Consider the following 14814-nt stretch of genomic DNA (forward strand, 5'->3'; position numbering starts at 1 on the left):
GGGCCATCAGGCCTGCAATCACGGCGAGAATATTCTGCAGACGGCTCATGCGGAACGCGCCCCCATGTGCCTTATGGTCAATCGCTCTGCCAAGCTGACGATGATGATCAGTCCACCCGCGAGGGCAGCGGCGGCAAAAAGCGCCGACCATATCTGAACCGTCTGCCCGTAATAGGACCCGGCCAATAGTCGCGCACCCAGACCCGAACCGCCGCCTGCTGGCAACTCACCCACAATGGCACCAACGAGGGACGCTGCAACGCCCACTTTCATTGAGGTAAAGAGATAGGGCAGTGCGATTGGCCAGCGGAGCTTGATGAATGTCTGATACGGAGAGGCGTTATAGGTATGCAGCAGATCCATCTGAATGGCTTCGGGGCTACGAAAGCCCTTGACCATGCCGACGACCACCGGAAAGAAGCTCAGATAGGTGGAAATGATCGCTTTCGGGATCAGTCCCGAAATGCCAACGGCGTTCAGCACCACGATAATCATAGGCGCTATCGCCAATATCGGTACGGTCTGGCTGGCGATGATCCACGGCATCATCGAGCGATCCATGGCATTGTTGTAAACGATGAATAGCGCCAATCCGATGCCCAGCGCCGTTCCGAAAACAAAGCCCAAAAGCGTCGCCGAAAGGGTAATCCAACCGTGGTAGACCAACGAGCGTTTTGAGGTTACCGCCTGTTGCGCCACCGTCTTCCATAATTCGCCTGCCACCTGATGTGGGGTCGGCAACAAGGGTTTTGCCTGATTGAGAACATCGTTCAACTGCTGGGAAAAGCTGACGCCGGTGACGTCGGTCCGTTGGTAAAAATCGCTCTGGCGCGACCAGTTCATCAAGACCGCCGAGCCATACCAGAGCACCACGATTACGCCCAGAACGATCAGGACCGGAATTGTGCTGCCATAGCTTTTTTTCATGCCCTATTCCTCATAGGAGTGCCCGGCGCGCAGCCCTTCGCGCACTCGCGCCGCAATGGCGAGAAATTCTGGCGTCTCGCGAATGTCGAGCGGGCGCTCATCAGCCAGGGTCGAGGCGATGATATCAGTCACGCGGCCCGGTCGTGGGCTCATCACTACGATCTTGGTAGACAGATAAACCGCCTCGGGGATCGAATGGGTCACAAAGCAGATGGTTTTTTTGTCCGCCGCCAAAGCTTGAGCAGTTCTTCATTGAGATGATCGCGCACGATTTCATCGAGCGCCCCAAACGGCTCATCCATCAGAAGCAGATCGGCATCGAACGCCAGCGCCCGCGCAATCGAGGCGCGCTGCTGCATGCCGCCTGACAATTGCCAGGGATGTTTTTTGGCAAAGCCGCTCAGATTGACCAGATCGAGTGTCCGCTCGATCCGCTTGTCACGCTCGGCTCTGGAATAGCCCATGATTTCAAGCGGCAGCGCGATGTTCTTTTCGATGGTACGCCACGGATAAAGCGCAGCGGCCTGAAAAACATAGCCATAGGCGCGCGCCTGGCGGGCTTCCCGGGCGCTCATGCCGTTTATTTCAAGCGCGCCCCCGGTCGGGTTTTCAAGATCAGCAATAGTGCGCAAAAACGTCGTCTTGCCGCACCCAGATGGCCCAATGAACGAAACAAACTCGCCTTTTTCTATCTCCAGATTGACTTCGCTTAACGCGTGCACCGGACCATCGCTGGTCGCAAAGGTCAGGCTGAGGTCTTTGGCAGTAACGACCGAACTCATCAAACCCCCGAAGCCGGGATGCCGGAGCGTTCAATCTTGCGCGGGGCAACGATTTCTTTCCAGGTCGACAGCGCGCGATTGACCGGGTTTTTCGCCTCCCGCGCCACGAACTTGCCGTGACCGGCCTCCGCCTTGACCTCGTTTTCGACAATCGAAACTTTGCCGCGAGTGAGCACGTAGCGCGGCAGGCCGGTCAGCTCGAACCCTTCAAACACATTGTAGTCGATCACCGACTGCTGGGTCTTGGCCGAAATAGTCTTGGTGCGTTTTGGGTCCCAGACCACGAGGTCTGCATCTGCCCCCACCATCACCGCGCCCTTTTTCGGATAGAGGTTCAATATCTTGGCAATATTGGTCGAGGTCACGGCAACGAACTCGTTCATCGTCAGCCGCCCGCTATTGACCCCCTGCTCCACAATACCGCCAACCGATCCTCAAGCCCGCCGGTACCGTTGGGGATTTTTGAGAAATCGCCAATGCCGTTGCGCTTCTGCTCGGTGGTAAAAGCGCAATGGTCGGTCGCAACGACCGAGAGTGATCCGGCCTGAAGACCCGCCCATAGCGAGTCCTGATGCTGTTTGTTACGGAAGGGCGGTGACATGACGCGCCGCGCCGCATGGTCCCAGTCTGCATTGAAATATTCGCTTTCATCGAGCGTTAAATGCTGGACCAGTGGCTCGCCATATACGCGCATGCCTTTTTGCCGGGCGCGACGGATGGCCTCGTGTGACTGCTCGCAGCTCACATGCACCACATAAATCGGCACGCCAGCCATGTCAGCAATCATGATGGCTCGATTGGTCGCTTCGCCTTCAACTTCTGGCGGTCTAGAATAGGCGTGTCCCTCCGGCCCATTATTGCCCGCCGCCAGCAGTTTTTGCGTCATCGCGGCGACCACATCACCATTTTCGGCGTGGACCAGCGGCAGTGCACCAAGGTCTGCACAGCGCGAAAACGAGGCATAAAGTTCGTCGTCATTGACCATGAGCGAGCCTTTATAGGCCATGAAATGCTTAAAACTGGTGATGCCGCGATCCACCACTTCGGCCATTTCGCGCCACACCTGCTCGTCCCACCAGGTGATCGCCATATGGAACGAATAATCGGTCGAAGCCTTGCCCGATTTATTGTCCCACATCTGCAGCGCTTCCAGGAGGCTTTGACCGGGACTGGGCAGGCAGAAATCCACTACCATCGTCGTGCCGCCCGCTAGGGCTGCCCGCGTGCCGCTTTCAAAGTCGTCCGCCGAATAGGTGCCCATGAATGGCATTTCCAGATGGGTGTGCGGATCAATGCCGCCCGGCATGATGTAACAGCCGGTTGCATCGAGAACCTCATCGCCGGAAAGGTTCGGCCCAATCTCGACAATGGTGTCGCCCTCGATCTTGACGTCTCCCTCATACGTCAAATCAGCGGTTACGATGGTGCCGTTCTTAATGACCTTGCTCATTGGATATGCCCTTTCAAAATCAATTCCCTCGTTCCGGCGTGCGGATCAACTCACGATCTCCGCAGTTTCCACTACGGCGTGAAACAGCACATCGGCGCCTGCCGTCGCCCATTCCTTGGAAATGTCCTCGGCTTCATTGTGTGACAGCCCGTCAACGCAGGGGCACATTACCATGGCCGTTGGGGCAACCCGGTTGATCCAGCAGGCGTCGTGCCCCGCGCCCGAAATCAGGTCGCGATGCGAATAGCCCAACCGATCGGCCGCGTTGCGTACGGCGGTGACGCATTTTTCGTCGAACGTCACCGGATCAAAATGTCCGGCGACTTCGATTGCGATTTCAAGACCCAGTTCCTTGGCGATTTCAGGCGCTTCGGCTTCAAGCCGCGCCTTCATGCCATCCAGGATTTCGCGATCCGGCGAGCGGAAATCGACAGTAAACACCGTCTTGCCGGGAATGACATTGCGCGAATTGGGATAGACGTCGGCGTGCCCAATCGCCCCGACTGCCATTGGTTGGTGGCTCATCGCTATAGTGTGGACAAGTTCGGTAATCCGCGCCATGCCCAGCCCGGCATTTTTGCGCATCGGCATCGGGGTGGAACCGGTATGGGATTCCTTGCCCGTCAGGGTGATTTGTAGCCACCATAGCCCCTGCCCGTGGGTGACAACGCCAATGTCCTTGCCCTCGGCCTCCAGAATCGGGCCCTGCTCGATGTGCAACTCAAAGAAGGCATGGATATTGCGATCGCCAACGGGCTCATCACCCTTCCAGCCAATCCGCGCCAGCTCGTCGCCAAATTTCTTGCCCTTGGCGTCAGTCCGATCATAGGCCCAGTCCCGCTCATGCATGCCGGCAAAAACGCCCGAGGCCAGCATGGCAGGGGCAAAGCGTGTGCCCTCCTCATTGGTCCAGTTGGTCACAACAATTGGGCGCCGGGTCTTTATGCCCAGATCATTCATCGTGCGGATCAGCTCGAGCCCCGAAAGCACGCCGAGGACGCCATCATATTTACCGCCGGTCGGCTGGGTATCGAGATGGCTGCCGACATAAACCGGGTCCAGATCAGGCTCGCTGCCTTGGCGGCGCATGAACATATTGCCCATATCGTCCACCGACATGGAAAGGCCGGCATCCTCGCACCAGCGTGCGAACAAATGCCGGCCCTCACTATCTTCATCGGTCAGCGTCTGGCGATTATTGCCACCCGCAATGCCCGGGCCAATCCGGGCCATTTCCATCAGGCTATCCCATAGCCGGTCACCGTTTATCTTGAGGTTTTCACCGGGTGCTGCCATGGGATAAATCCTTTCGCTCTAACTATTTGGCGCTGGGAAAGCTGAATTCGGCACCGCCCTTGATGCCAGCTGGCCAACGCGTGGTGATGGTTTTAAGCCGCGTGTAAAAATGCACGCCTTCGGGCCCATAAATCGCATGATCGCCGAACAGGCTGCGCTTCCATCCGCCAAACGAATGATAGGCAACCGGCACCGGGATTGGCACATTGACCCCGACCATACCCACCTCGATATTGTTGGCAAATTCACGGGCAGCATCGCCGTCGCGGGTGAAAATGGCGGTACCGTTGCCATATTCATGCTCATTGATCAGCGTCACCGCCTCGCCATAGTCCTTGGCGCGTACCACCGAGAGCACCGGTCCGAAAATCTCGTCCTTGTAGATCGTCATGTCCTTGGTGACATTGTCAAACAATGTTCCGCCCACATAATAGCCCTCTTCGTAGCCCTGGAGGCTAAAGCCGCGCCCGTCGACCACCAGTTGCGCACCTTCTTCAACTCCCTTGTCGATATAGCCGACAATTTTGTCGCGGTGCATCTTGGTGACCACCGGCCCCATTTCCGCATCCTTGTCGGTCGCCGGTCCGATCTTGAGAGCCTCAACGCGTGGCTTCAGTCTGGCCACCAGCGCATCAGCGGTCTTTTCGCCGACGGGCACGGCCACCGATATGGCCATGCAGCGCTCGCCGGCTGAGCCGTAGCCTGCCCCCATCAGCGCATCAGCAGCCTGATCAAGATCGGCGTCAGGCATGATCACCATATGGTTTTTGGCCCCGCCCAGCGCCTGGACGCGTTTTCCGGCCTTGGTGCCGCGCTGATAGACATATTCAGCAATCGGTGTTGAGCCGACAAAACTTACGGCCTGGATATCCGGGTGATCCAGAATATGATCGACCGCCTCCTTGTCGCCGTGCACGATATTGAAGACGCCCTCGGGTAGGCCCGCCTCCATGAAAAGGTTCCACGCCAGCATCGGCGCCGACGGATCCCGTTCCGAGGGTTTCAGGATAAAACTGTTGCCGCAGGCGATAGCGGCCGGATACATCCACATCGGCACCATGGCGGGAAAGTTGAACGGTGTAATACCCGCCACCACGCCCAACGCCTGCCGGTCTGAATACGTATCTATCGACGGTCCGACATTGCGCGAAAATTCGCCCTTGAGCAGTTGCGGGATTCCGCAGGCATAGTCCACACAATCAATGCCGCGCGCCACTTCACCCAGCGCATCATCGTGCACCTTGCCATGCTCCAGCGATATTGCGCGTGCCAACTCGTCAGCATGCTGATCGAGCAATGCCTTGAACTTGAACATGATGCGCGCCCGCTTCATCGGGGGCATATTGGACCAGGCCGGAAACGCCTTTTTGGCCGCTGCAACCGCTGCATCAATTTCAGAGTTTGTCGACAGCGGCAGGCTAGCGCTTTGCTCACCGGTGGCCGGATTGAAGACCGCCGCTTGCCGCTGGCTATTTGAGGTAACCAATACCCCATTGATGGCGTTCTGAATGGTCTTCATGTCGGCTTTCCGATCGTAAATAATGGAACATACATTCTTTGATACTATTAGAATGAACGATCCATTCTATTCAAGCAAATTAAGCACCGTTCGCAAGGTGTCGACCATTGTGTCGATGTGACCTTTCTCAACGATCAGCGGCGGCGACAGCGCAATGATGTCACCAGTGGTACGGATCAGCACGCCTGCGTCATAAGCCTTGAGGAAGGCTGAAAAGGCGCGCCGGGTCGGCGATCCGGCGATTGACTCCAATTCGATGGCGCCCACCAGGCCAATATTGCGGACGTCGATGACATGGGGGCAATCGGCCAACGAATGTAGCGCCTCGCCAAAATATTCGCCCATATCGGCACCGCGAGTGAGCAGATCTTCATCCTTGTAGGTCTCAAGCGTGGCAAGGCCAGCGGCGGCTGCCATCGGATTGCCCGAATAGGTGTAGCCGTGGAAAAATTCGATCACGTGCTCCGGGCCATTCATGAACGCATCATGGATTTCCCCTGTAACCAACACCGCGCCCATTGGGATCGTGCCATTGGTCAGCCCCTTGGCTGTGATCATGATGTCAGGAATAACCCCGAAATAATCGGCCCCAAACGGCGTGCCCAGGCGGCCAAAACCAGTGATCACCTCATCAAAGATCAGCAGGATGCCATGCTTTTTGGTGATGTCGCGCAGCCGCTTAAGATAGCCCATGGGCGGTATCAACACACCCGTCGAACCGGCCACCGGCTCGACGATCACTGCCGCGATGGTCGAGGCGTCGTGCAGCGTAATGATCCGCTCCAACTCGTCGGCCAGCTCGGTGCCAAATTCCGGCGGTCCCTTGGAAAAAGCGTTCTTGCTCAGATTGTGGGTGTGGGGCATGTGATCGACCCCGGTCAGCAATGAGCCGAACATCTTTCGGTTGCTGACGATACCGCCCACTGAAATGCCGCCAAAATTGACGCCGTGATAGGCCCGCTCGCGCCCGATCAGGCGGCTGCGCGCGCCATCCCCTTTGACCCGATGATAGGCCAACGCCACCTTGAGCGCTGTCTCAACTGATTCGGAACCCGAATTGGTGAACAACACATGGTCGAGCCCCTTGGGCGCAATATCGACCAGCCGATTGGCCAGTTCGAACGCCTTTGGGTGGCCCATCTGGAAGGCTGGTGCATAATCGAGTTCGGCGGCCTGTTGTTGAATTGCCTCGACAATCCTGGAACGGCAATGACCGGCGTTGACACACCAAAGTCCAGCCGTGCCATCGAGCACCTGACGCCCCTCCGCCGTTGTGTAGTGCATGTCCTTGGCACCAACGAACATGCGGGGCGCTTTCTTGAACTGCCGGTTTGCCGTAAACGGCATCCAGAAAGCGTTCAGATCATTGGGCGTCACATTGCTTGAATTCGACACGAGGCACTCGCTCCCGGTTAATACGACTTATACGATCATGTTTTTTGGTACTTGACGTGGGACCGTGTTACCAAGATTTTTGACCAATTGGAAAAATGTTAGCACTCTTGTGGTGCCGATCAAGGTGAAAAATGCTGAGATTACGCCTGTGACCAAGAGCAATGCCAAATCGCGGCCAAAAACCCGCATCCAGCGCGAAAAACAGGATCTGATCCTGGAAGCGGCGCTGGACGTCTTTTCTCTGCACGGATTTCGGGGAGCCACCATCGATCAGATCGCTGAGGTGGCGGGTATGAGCAAGCCCAATCTGCTGTATTACTTTCCCCGCAAGGAAGAGATTCACCGACGCCTGATATCGGAGCTTCTCGTCAACTGGCTCGAGCCGTTGCGCGAAATGGACGCCAAGGGCGACCCTTTTCCCGAAATTCGCTCCTATATTCGGCGAAAGCTTGAAATGGCGCGTGATTTCCCCCGCGAAAGTCGACTGTTTGCCAATGAAATGCTGCAGGGTGCGCCCCGAATCATCGAAATGATCGAGATCGATCTCAAAGATCTGGTCGATGAAAAGGCGCAGATCATTGGAGGCTGGATGGACGAGGGCAAGCTGGCCCGGGCCGATCCGTATCACCTGATCTTTTCCATCTGGGCCACCACCCAGCATTATGCAGATTTTGACGTTCAGGTGCGTGCGGTTCTGGGACCGGCACGCGGTGGCGAGGGGCGTTTTGAGGACGCAGCCTGCTATCTTGAACAATTATTTCTTTTTGGACTGACGCCCAGAAACAGTGTTGACTGATTAAGGCATCGCACCGTCATGCGGATTAGGCGTGTTCCGTCGACGCTCGGGCACCAGCCCCAGAACTGCCAGCCCGAATACCGTCACCAGTGCGCCAGCCAGAACCGACAGGCTGGCCCATCCGTGTCCCATTAGCCCTTCAAGCAAGATCACAAAAATCGGCGTCAGATAACCATAGGCAATCACCTTGGCGGCTGGCAGATGCAGGCTGGCAAACTGCAGCAGGAAAAAGCTGACGGCGGTGGGAAAGATCGCCAGATAGATTATAACCCACCAGACAAGCGGCGACAGCGCGCCCCAGTCGGTCTGCAAAGCATCAGGTAAACCATAAAGTCCGATCCAGACCGTGGAGGCTGCCAGCGAGAAAAAGCTCAACACCATGGCTGGCTCCCCCCGACTGAACCGGCGCAGCAATGGGGTATTGATGGCATAGCAGACGCAACCGACAAAAAAGATCTGCTCGCCGCGCCCGATTTCGAAGCGCCCGATTGCGCCAATATCACCGCGAAATATCACCCACAACGAGCCAAGTCCGGCAAAAACAAGGCTGAGAAGGCCCACAGGACCCGTGCGCTGTCCAACAATTATCAGGCCAAATCCGGCAACAAGCAGTGGAATCAAGGTGAAGACCGCACTGGTCGCCACCGGTGCGGTAATTTTCAGCGCGATAAACATGGTGACAAAATAAACGGCCATCAACGCGCCCAGAATTGCAAAGCGCCACGGGGCCGCCGGGACTGCCAACCTGTGTCGGGCCAGGCCAAACGCTGCCACCCCCATAATGGTGGTCCCCAGTAAAAACCGCACCGCATTGAGGGGGGCTGGCGCGATCTCGCCTACGATCAGACTGCCAAGGGCAAATGATCCGGCAATCAGCAGAGAAAAAGTCAGCATGGCCAGATGGGCCAACAGGTGGTGTCGGCCTGCTTCTGTGGTACTCACAGGGCCTCAGCGATCACCATCAACAATCCGCCAACCAGCGTAATATTGACCAGCGTGAAATAGAGATGAGGATTTCGCTCGTCGCCTTCAAACAGAAACAAATTGTGAAAAAGGCTGGTTGCCAGTACCAGAAAGATGATCAGCGCCAGCGCGCCGAATACGGTCCACAGCCCGAAAATCAGGGACAATCCGCCGACGATCTGCACGGCAAATCCCAGCGCCGCCAATATCGTGGGCAGCGACCAGCCATAATTGGTCTTCGAATTTTTGCGCCCGGAAAAATGGCTAAAATTGCGAATACCGGCGATCAGGAAAAACAGGCCGAAGATAATTCGCCCGATAACGAGAAGCGACGCAGCAAGGGTCAAGGACAGTCTCTATTCAAAAGAATCGATGTCGCAGCCTAGCTTGTGTGATCGTCGCTGGCGAGCCTCCTCGCAGCTGCTGGCACCATCCGGCCGAGCACGCCATCCTTGAGCACATAATGATAGGCCAGAGCGGCAAGCGCATGCAGGCCTACCAGATAGATGATGGTCCAGGCGGTAATGTTGTGCAGGTTTTCAACTACACGGGCCTGCCCACGCTCAGCGCTGACAAAGGGCGGATTGGAAAGCAGACCGACGAATGTGAACCTCTCGCCCTGCAGTGAACGCAGCTAAATCCAAATCCGATCTGTGCAGACAATAAGGCATAGAGGGCCCAATGCATGGCGACAGCCAGATAATAGGTAATGTCACGCTTTTCCCGCGGCAGTCGCCGTCCACCCAGAAAACGCCACCCCAAACGCGCAACAAAAATTGCCGCAAGCAGGATTCCTAACGAAATATCCAAGGGCTCCAGTGGTTGCCGCCAGCCGAAATCACGCTGCACCTTGTCCCAGATCAACGTCATTGCAAACAGGGTCAGCACGACTGCAGCGCTCAGTGCGAGGTGAATGTTACTCGATCGTAGCGTTGGGGCGGGACATGGGACTTGAAACGAACACGGCAAGCCTCGCGCATTCGGCGGTGGCCACATTGAGCGCGGAACCAGCCGAGGTGAAAATTAGGAAAAGAATTTGGTCTGCCGTTTCAGGCGGCCTCGGAACCCGCACCATTGCGGCTTTCAGTGTCGGCCGCGAACCGTCGGGCGCTACCCGATTGTACCTTCGCCCGGTAAAGCGCCGAATCGGCCAATGCCAACAATGCCTGCGCCGAGCGCTGCCTTCGGTCGGCGATTGCGATGCCAATACTGACACCGATTTTTGCCGTCATTGTCCCGAACTGATAGGGCTTTTCGATGGTTTCCACGATGGCATCGGCTAGGGTTTCCAGCTCGTTCCTGGCGATTGCCTTGCTGCTGAGCACCGCAAATTCGTCGCCGCCCAACCGCGCAATCAGAGCGTCCTCAGGTACCACCGAACAAAGACGTTGGGCAACGGTTTGCAACACTGCGTCCCCAGCCGCGTGGCCAAGCCGATCATTGACCGCCTTGAACCCATCCAGATCCAGATATAGCAGTCCCAATCCCTGCCGATTTTCGTTCAGATCCGATTTCAACACCGCGTCAAAGCGCAGTCGATTGGCCAGTCCAGTGAGCGGATCCTGTCCAGCCAGTTTGACGGCTCGCCCCCGCTCCAAATCGAGCGCCCACGCCAATCGATTGAGATAGAACAGAACAAATCCAATCAGCGCCGCGACCATCAAGATCAAGGGCACGCGCAGCGGGGCATACTTTGTCAGCGCGGTTGTGCCGGGACGTATTGTCTCCCAACTTACGGTGCTGGCGACCGAACCTGCATTAGCTGTCACGGGCACCGACAATCTATCATTGCCAACAGCCGATACAGCGCTGAGCTTGATATCACTTAGTGCCTGCTCGGCGCCAAACTGCTGGACGAGGTCGGGGGTCAATGGCCCATGGACTTGGGTAAAGGCAGCAAGCGCGACGCTGACACGGCCCCGTTCGCGTGAAAAATGATCATGATCGACACTGTTGGCAACTTGCAGGACTGTCACAACCAGCCCGACGCCGACCAGTATCAAGCCGATCAGCGAGACAGCAATCAGCCACCGCGCGCTGCGCAGGCTCGCCCCTTGGTCCTCTCTGTCAAAGGCACCGCCCATTGTCGAACCTATCGCAAACCAAAATGTTCAGTGCCCAACCATATCAGAGCATTGATTTGCGAAAGGTTAGGAGCCTTGGCAGCATCCGACCTAGATTAGATTATTCGGCCGGTTCGGCGGCCTTCGCCGCCGGGTTGTTGGGATGTGTGGTCCAGTTTGCATAGTCCCCCGTAACAATGCGGCCAGTCCGCTCATCGACAGTGCCCGGCGCCATTGCTTCGAGCGTGATACAATCATCGACCGGGCACACGTTGACGCACAGGTTGCAGCCGACGCACTCATCATCCATCACCTCGAAATGCCGCTTGCCGTCCTTTTCCTTCATGATCGCCTGATGCGAGGTATCCTCGCAAGCGATATGGCAGCGGCCGCATGATATGCACAAATCCTGATTGATCCGCGCCTTGGCCACATAATTGAGGTCAAGATATTGCCAGTCGGTCACATTACGCACGGCCCGCCCGGTGATGGCTTCCAGATCGGCGTGCCCTTTTTCGTCCATCCAGTTACCAAGCCCCGAAATCATCTCCTCGACGATCTTGAAGCCATAGGTCATGGCGGCGGTACATACCTGCACGTTGCCGGCGCCCAGCGCCAGAAACTCTGCGGCATCGCGCCAGGTCGTCACCCCGCCGATACCGGAAATCGGCAGTCCATGTGTTTCGGGATCGCGGGCGATTTCGGCGACCATATTGAGCGCGATTGGTTTGACCGCCGGACCGCAGTAGCCGCCATGGGTGCCCTTGCCAGCCACTGTTGGATTGGGCGCAAACAGATCCAGATCAACCGAGACAATCGAATTGATCGTATTGATCAGCGAGACTGCGTCGGTGCCCCCGGCCTTGGCGGCGCGGGCTGGTTTGCGCACATCGGTTATATTGGGGGTCAGCTTGGTGATCACCGGCATGCGGGTATATTGCTTGCACCAGCGCACCACCATTTCAATATATTCGGGAACCTGCCCCACCGCGGCACCCATGCCGCGCTCGCTCATGCCGTGGGGGCAGCCAAAATTCAGCTCGATCCCATCGGCCCCGGTCTCTTCAACCAGCGGCAGGATGGCTTTCCAGGCCTCTTCCTCGCACGGCACCATGATCGAAGCGATCAGCGCCCGATTCGGCCAGTTCATCTTGACCTGCTTCATTTCCTGCAAATTGATCTGCAGGCTGCGATCAGTGATCAGCTCAATATTGTTGAGCCCCAGCAACCGCCGGTCCGCGCCGAAAATAGCGCCATAGCGAGGGCCATTGACATTGACGACCGGCGGGCCCTCTTCGCCGAGCGTCTTCCACACAACACCGCCCCATCCGGCCTTGAAGGCCCGCTCCACATTATAGGCCTTGTCCGTTGGGGGGCAGAAGCCAGCCAGAACGGATTGGGTGATTTGATGCCAACAAAATTATTCCGAAGATCAGCCATGGTCCCGGCTCCCTTTGATGGTCTGAATGAGGATGAGGTTGCCCTCGCTATCTTTGATCATGGCCCAGCGCGTGCCGGGCTCCCATGGCGCATCGCCGGGTCCGCTAATTGGAACAACGCCGCGCCCAGCCAACTTTTGACACGCAGCATCGACATCTTCGCTGGCCAAAATCAGAACCGGCTTTTCGGTTGTTTCGAGCGTCGCCAGCTTGTCGAAATGCAGCAGCGTTTTCGCGCCTGGCACGCGCATGAATATCCAGCGGTCCTCGTTATAGGGGCTGTCGCGTTCAACCTCAAAATCCAGCTTGTCGCGGTAAAATACCAAGGCCCGCGCCGTGTCAGTTACCCCAATGGACTGGAAATGAATATGGCTGAACATGGCCTTCCCTCCCGGTTTCCGTCTCCTATCGCGCCATAAGCGCTGCATGGATATGCTCGGCGGCATCGCGACCCTCAGCAACCGCAGTCACAGTCAGATCATCGCCACCCGTGGCGCAGTCTCCCCCTGCCCAAACGCCGGGCACCGAGGTGCGGCCAAATTCATCGACGGCAATCTTGCCACCCGCCAGTTCCAACCCACCACCATCGCCATTGAGGGTTTGGCCAATGGCCTTGAAAATCTGGTCAGCTGCCAAAACCAGGGTTTCGCCGGTTTCCTGCAATCGCCTATCGACCATGGCTGTATAGGCCAGCTCAACCCCGGTAACCCGTCCACCCTCGCACAGGACCCGTTTGGGTGCCATCCAATGGCGAATGGTGACTCCCTTGGCCGCCGCCAGATCCTGCTCAAATTCGGAGGCGCTCATCTGTTCCTTGCCGCGCCTGTAGACGATGTTGACTTCTTCGGCTCCCAGCAGTTTTGACTGGACGGCCGCGTCGACGGCCGTCATGCCACCGCCAATCACCACCACCCGCCGCCCAACAGGCAGCGCACTCAAATCGCCCGATTGGCGCAATTCGGCAATGAAATCGACGGCATTGGCAACGCCCTCGGCGTCTTCATTTTCCGCCCGCAGCGCATTGACCCCGCCCAGCCCCATGCCCAGAAATACGGCGTCGAACTGTTCCTGCAGTTCGGGCAGGGTAAAATCCTGGCCCAATGCCTTGCCGTTGATGATGTCGATGCCGCCGATGGCAGTAACATAATCCACCTCGGCCTGAGCAAACTGGTCAGTCGATTTGTAGGACGCTATGCCATATTCATTGAGCCCGCCTGCCTTGGGCCGCGCGTCAAACATGACGACATCGTGCCCTTTAACCGCCAGCCGATGGGCCGCCGCCAGTCCAGCAGGACCAGCGCCGACCACAGCAATTTTCTTGCCCGTCGCTGCGGCCCGTTGGAAGAACTGCCGGTCTTCGGCCATGGCCATATCGGTGGCATAACGCTGCAACAGGCCGATGCGCACGGGCTTGCCTTCTGCCTCTTCGCGGACGCAGGCCTCTTCACACAATTGTTCGGTGGGACAGACACGGGCGCACATGCCGCCCAGAATATTCTGCTCAAAAATCGTTTCGGCTGCGCCCATACCGTTGCCGGTGGCAATTTCGCGGATAAACATGGGAATATCGATTGATGTCGGGCAAGCGTTCATGCACGGAGCGTCATAGCAGAAGTAGCAGCGGTCGGCCTCGACGAAGGCTTCGTGCCGATCCAGCGGCGGATGCAGATCTGAAAAATTGTGCGCATATTGATCGGGTGCCAACCGCCCCGACACAATGCCCTGCTTGACCTCAACTTGCGCCATGCCTGCCTCCATGCTTCCGTTCCCGGCATCAGGCTAACGCAGCTCCAATTTTTTATCAATTGGTCAAATATCACGACTTTGGGCGTTGGGATCTTGGCTGCGCCTGCCGCAATTGCGCCTTAAACCGAGAATTTTTGTCGCATAACGCCCTAAATTTCTTAGGGAACCTGTCGGATTCTTCCTTAACCACTCCAGGCCAAGGAACTGTTGCATCAACAACACGCGCTAAAATCTGAATCCGCTATTGCTAGGCGAGCGCAGGCGCAACGCAACGATCCGGCCTTGTAATAGAATGATATTCTGCAGTTGGTGCTAAATCACATTGTGGACACCGATGCGCCTAGCAAGAATCCTGAGGCATTTGTGCAACACACGGCTGGCTGACGCCACGATGGTCCAATCGGCCCACAATCTGGCCCCCTGCCCCAATTACCTAGC

At 57.1% G+C, this 14814-nt stretch carries 12 protein-coding genes and 3 pseudogenes; 2 read left to right on the forward strand and 13 right to left on the reverse strand.

Translation table 11 applies throughout. The features are described from left to right. Positions 1 to 45: 45 nt before the first annotated feature. From PSQ90_RS07050 to PSQ90_RS07075, 6 genes and pseudogenes are all read right to left on the reverse strand, one after another. Positions 46 to 927 (reverse strand): ABC transporter permease, encoded by an 882-nt coding sequence (locus PSQ90_RS07050; protein ID WP_282212691.1) that lies wholly within the window; start codon positions 925 to 927, stop codon positions 46 to 48. Positions 928 to 930: 3 nt separating this feature from the next. Then, positions 931 to 1709, reverse strand: a pseudogene (locus tag PSQ90_RS07055) (ABC transporter ATP-binding protein). Beyond that, positions 1709 to 3159 (reverse strand): annotated as a pseudogene (hydA, locus tag PSQ90_RS07060) (dihydropyrimidinase). The pseudogenes PSQ90_RS07055 and hydA overlap by 1 nt, the downstream one beginning before the upstream one ends. A gap of 45 nt (positions 3160 to 3204) precedes the next feature. Continuing rightward, positions 3205 to 4455 (reverse strand): Zn-dependent hydrolase, encoded by a 1251-nt coding sequence (locus PSQ90_RS07065; protein ID WP_282212692.1) that lies wholly within the window; start codon positions 4453 to 4455, stop codon positions 3205 to 3207. Between the two features lie 22 nt (positions 4456 to 4477). Further along, positions 4478 to 5974, reverse strand: a complete 1497-nt coding sequence (locus tag PSQ90_RS07070) for a CoA-acylating methylmalonate-semialdehyde dehydrogenase (RefSeq protein ID WP_282212693.1) — start codon at positions 5972 to 5974, stop codon at positions 4478 to 4480. A 66-nt stretch (positions 5975 to 6040) separates the two neighbouring features. Beyond that, on the reverse strand, positions 6041 to 7369 hold the full coding sequence (locus PSQ90_RS07075; RefSeq protein WP_282212694.1) for an aspartate aminotransferase family protein: 1329 nt from the start codon (positions 7367 to 7369) through the stop codon (positions 6041 to 6043). Between the two features lie 148 nt (positions 7370 to 7517). Between PSQ90_RS07075 and PSQ90_RS07080 the strand changes: the two genes are divergently transcribed. After that, positions 7518 to 8165, forward strand: coding sequence for a TetR family transcriptional regulator C-terminal domain-containing protein (locus PSQ90_RS07080; protein ID WP_282212695.1), 648 nt, complete (start codon positions 7518 to 7520; stop codon positions 8163 to 8165). Here PSQ90_RS07080 and PSQ90_RS07085 read toward each other — a convergent pair whose 3' ends face one another. The 3 genes from PSQ90_RS07085 to PSQ90_RS17140 are packed head-to-tail and all read right to left on the reverse strand — an operon-like array spanning position 8166 to position 9663. Continuing rightward, positions 8166 to 9107, reverse strand: coding sequence for a DMT family transporter (locus PSQ90_RS07085; RefSeq protein ID WP_282212696.1), 942 nt, complete (start codon positions 9105 to 9107; stop codon positions 8166 to 8168). Then, on the reverse strand, positions 9104 to 9475 hold the full coding sequence (locus PSQ90_RS07090; protein ID WP_282212697.1) for a DoxX family protein: 372 nt from the start codon (positions 9473 to 9475) through the stop codon (positions 9104 to 9106). Before PSQ90_RS07090 ends, PSQ90_RS07085 begins: the two co-directional genes overlap by 4 nt. Positions 9476 to 9510: 35 nt before the next feature. After that, entirely contained in the window at positions 9511 to 9663 is a 153-nt protein-coding gene (locus PSQ90_RS17140) for a hypothetical protein (protein WP_407648206.1), read from the reverse strand. Between PSQ90_RS17140 and PSQ90_RS07095 the strand changes: the two genes are divergently transcribed. Next, complete coding sequence (locus PSQ90_RS07095) at positions 9592 to 9756, forward strand: hypothetical protein (RefSeq protein ID WP_282212698.1); 165 nt, start codon at positions 9592 to 9594, stop codon at positions 9754 to 9756. The genes PSQ90_RS17140 and PSQ90_RS07095 overlap by 72 nt on opposite strands. Before the next feature lie 421 nt (positions 9757 to 10177). Here the strand turns inward: PSQ90_RS07095 and PSQ90_RS07100 are convergent, their stop codons facing one another. The 4 genes and pseudogenes from PSQ90_RS07100 to PSQ90_RS07115 all read right to left on the reverse strand — a co-directional run bounded on the left by PSQ90_RS07100 (position 10178) and on the right by PSQ90_RS07115 (position 14376). After that, positions 10178 to 11212: a GGDEF domain-containing protein gene (locus PSQ90_RS07100; protein WP_282212699.1), complete on the reverse strand. Its 1035-nt coding sequence runs from the start codon at positions 11210 to 11212 to the stop codon at positions 10178 to 10180. Positions 11213 to 11312: 100 nt separating this feature from the next. Next, a pseudogene (gene preA, locus PSQ90_RS07105) lies at positions 11313 to 12631 on the reverse strand (NAD-dependent dihydropyrimidine dehydrogenase subunit PreA). Continuing rightward, complete coding sequence (locus PSQ90_RS07110) at positions 12624 to 13010, reverse strand: VOC family protein (RefSeq protein ID WP_282212700.1); 387 nt, start codon at positions 13008 to 13010, stop codon at positions 12624 to 12626. Before PSQ90_RS07110 ends, preA begins: the two are co-directional and overlap by 8 nt. 25 nt (positions 13011 to 13035) lie before the next feature. Beyond that, positions 13036 to 14376: an NAD(P)-dependent oxidoreductase gene (locus PSQ90_RS07115; protein ID WP_282212701.1), complete on the reverse strand. Its 1341-nt coding sequence runs from the start codon at positions 14374 to 14376 to the stop codon at positions 13036 to 13038. Between the last annotated feature and the right edge of the window lie 438 nt (positions 14377 to 14814).

Source organism: Devosia rhodophyticola (assembly GCF_028816475.1).
GTDB lineage: Bacteria > Pseudomonadota > Alphaproteobacteria > Rhizobiales > Devosiaceae > Devosia > Devosia rhodophyticola.

What these genes read in the sequence shown, in the direction of transcription:
- PSQ90_RS07050 (WP_282212691.1), bottom strand. Translation starts at nt 927, where the DNA reads ATGAAAAAAAGCTATGGCAGCACAATTCCGGTCCTGATCGTTCTGGGC.
- PSQ90_RS07065 (WP_282212692.1), bottom strand. Translation starts at nt 4,455, where the DNA reads ATGGCAGCACCCGGTGAAAACCTCAAGATAAACGGTGACCGGCTATGG.
- PSQ90_RS07070 (WP_282212693.1), bottom strand. Translation starts at nt 5,974, where the DNA reads ATGAAGACCATTCAGAACGCCATCAATGGGGTATTGGTTACCTCAAAT.
- PSQ90_RS07095 (WP_282212698.1), top strand. Translation starts at nt 9,592, where the DNA reads ATGATAGGCCAGAGCGGCAAGCGCATGCAGGCCTACCAGATAGATGAT.
- PSQ90_RS07100 (WP_282212699.1), bottom strand. Translation starts at nt 11,212, where the DNA reads ATGGGCGGTGCCTTTGACAGAGAGGACCAAGGGGCGAGCCTGCGCAGC.
- PSQ90_RS07110 (WP_282212700.1), bottom strand. Translation starts at nt 13,010, where the DNA reads ATGTTCAGCCATATTCATTTCCAGTCCATTGGGGTAACTGACACGGCG.
- PSQ90_RS07115 (WP_282212701.1), bottom strand. Translation starts at nt 14,376, where the DNA reads ATGGCGCAAGTTGAGGTCAAGCAGGGCATTGTGTCGGGGCGGTTGGCA.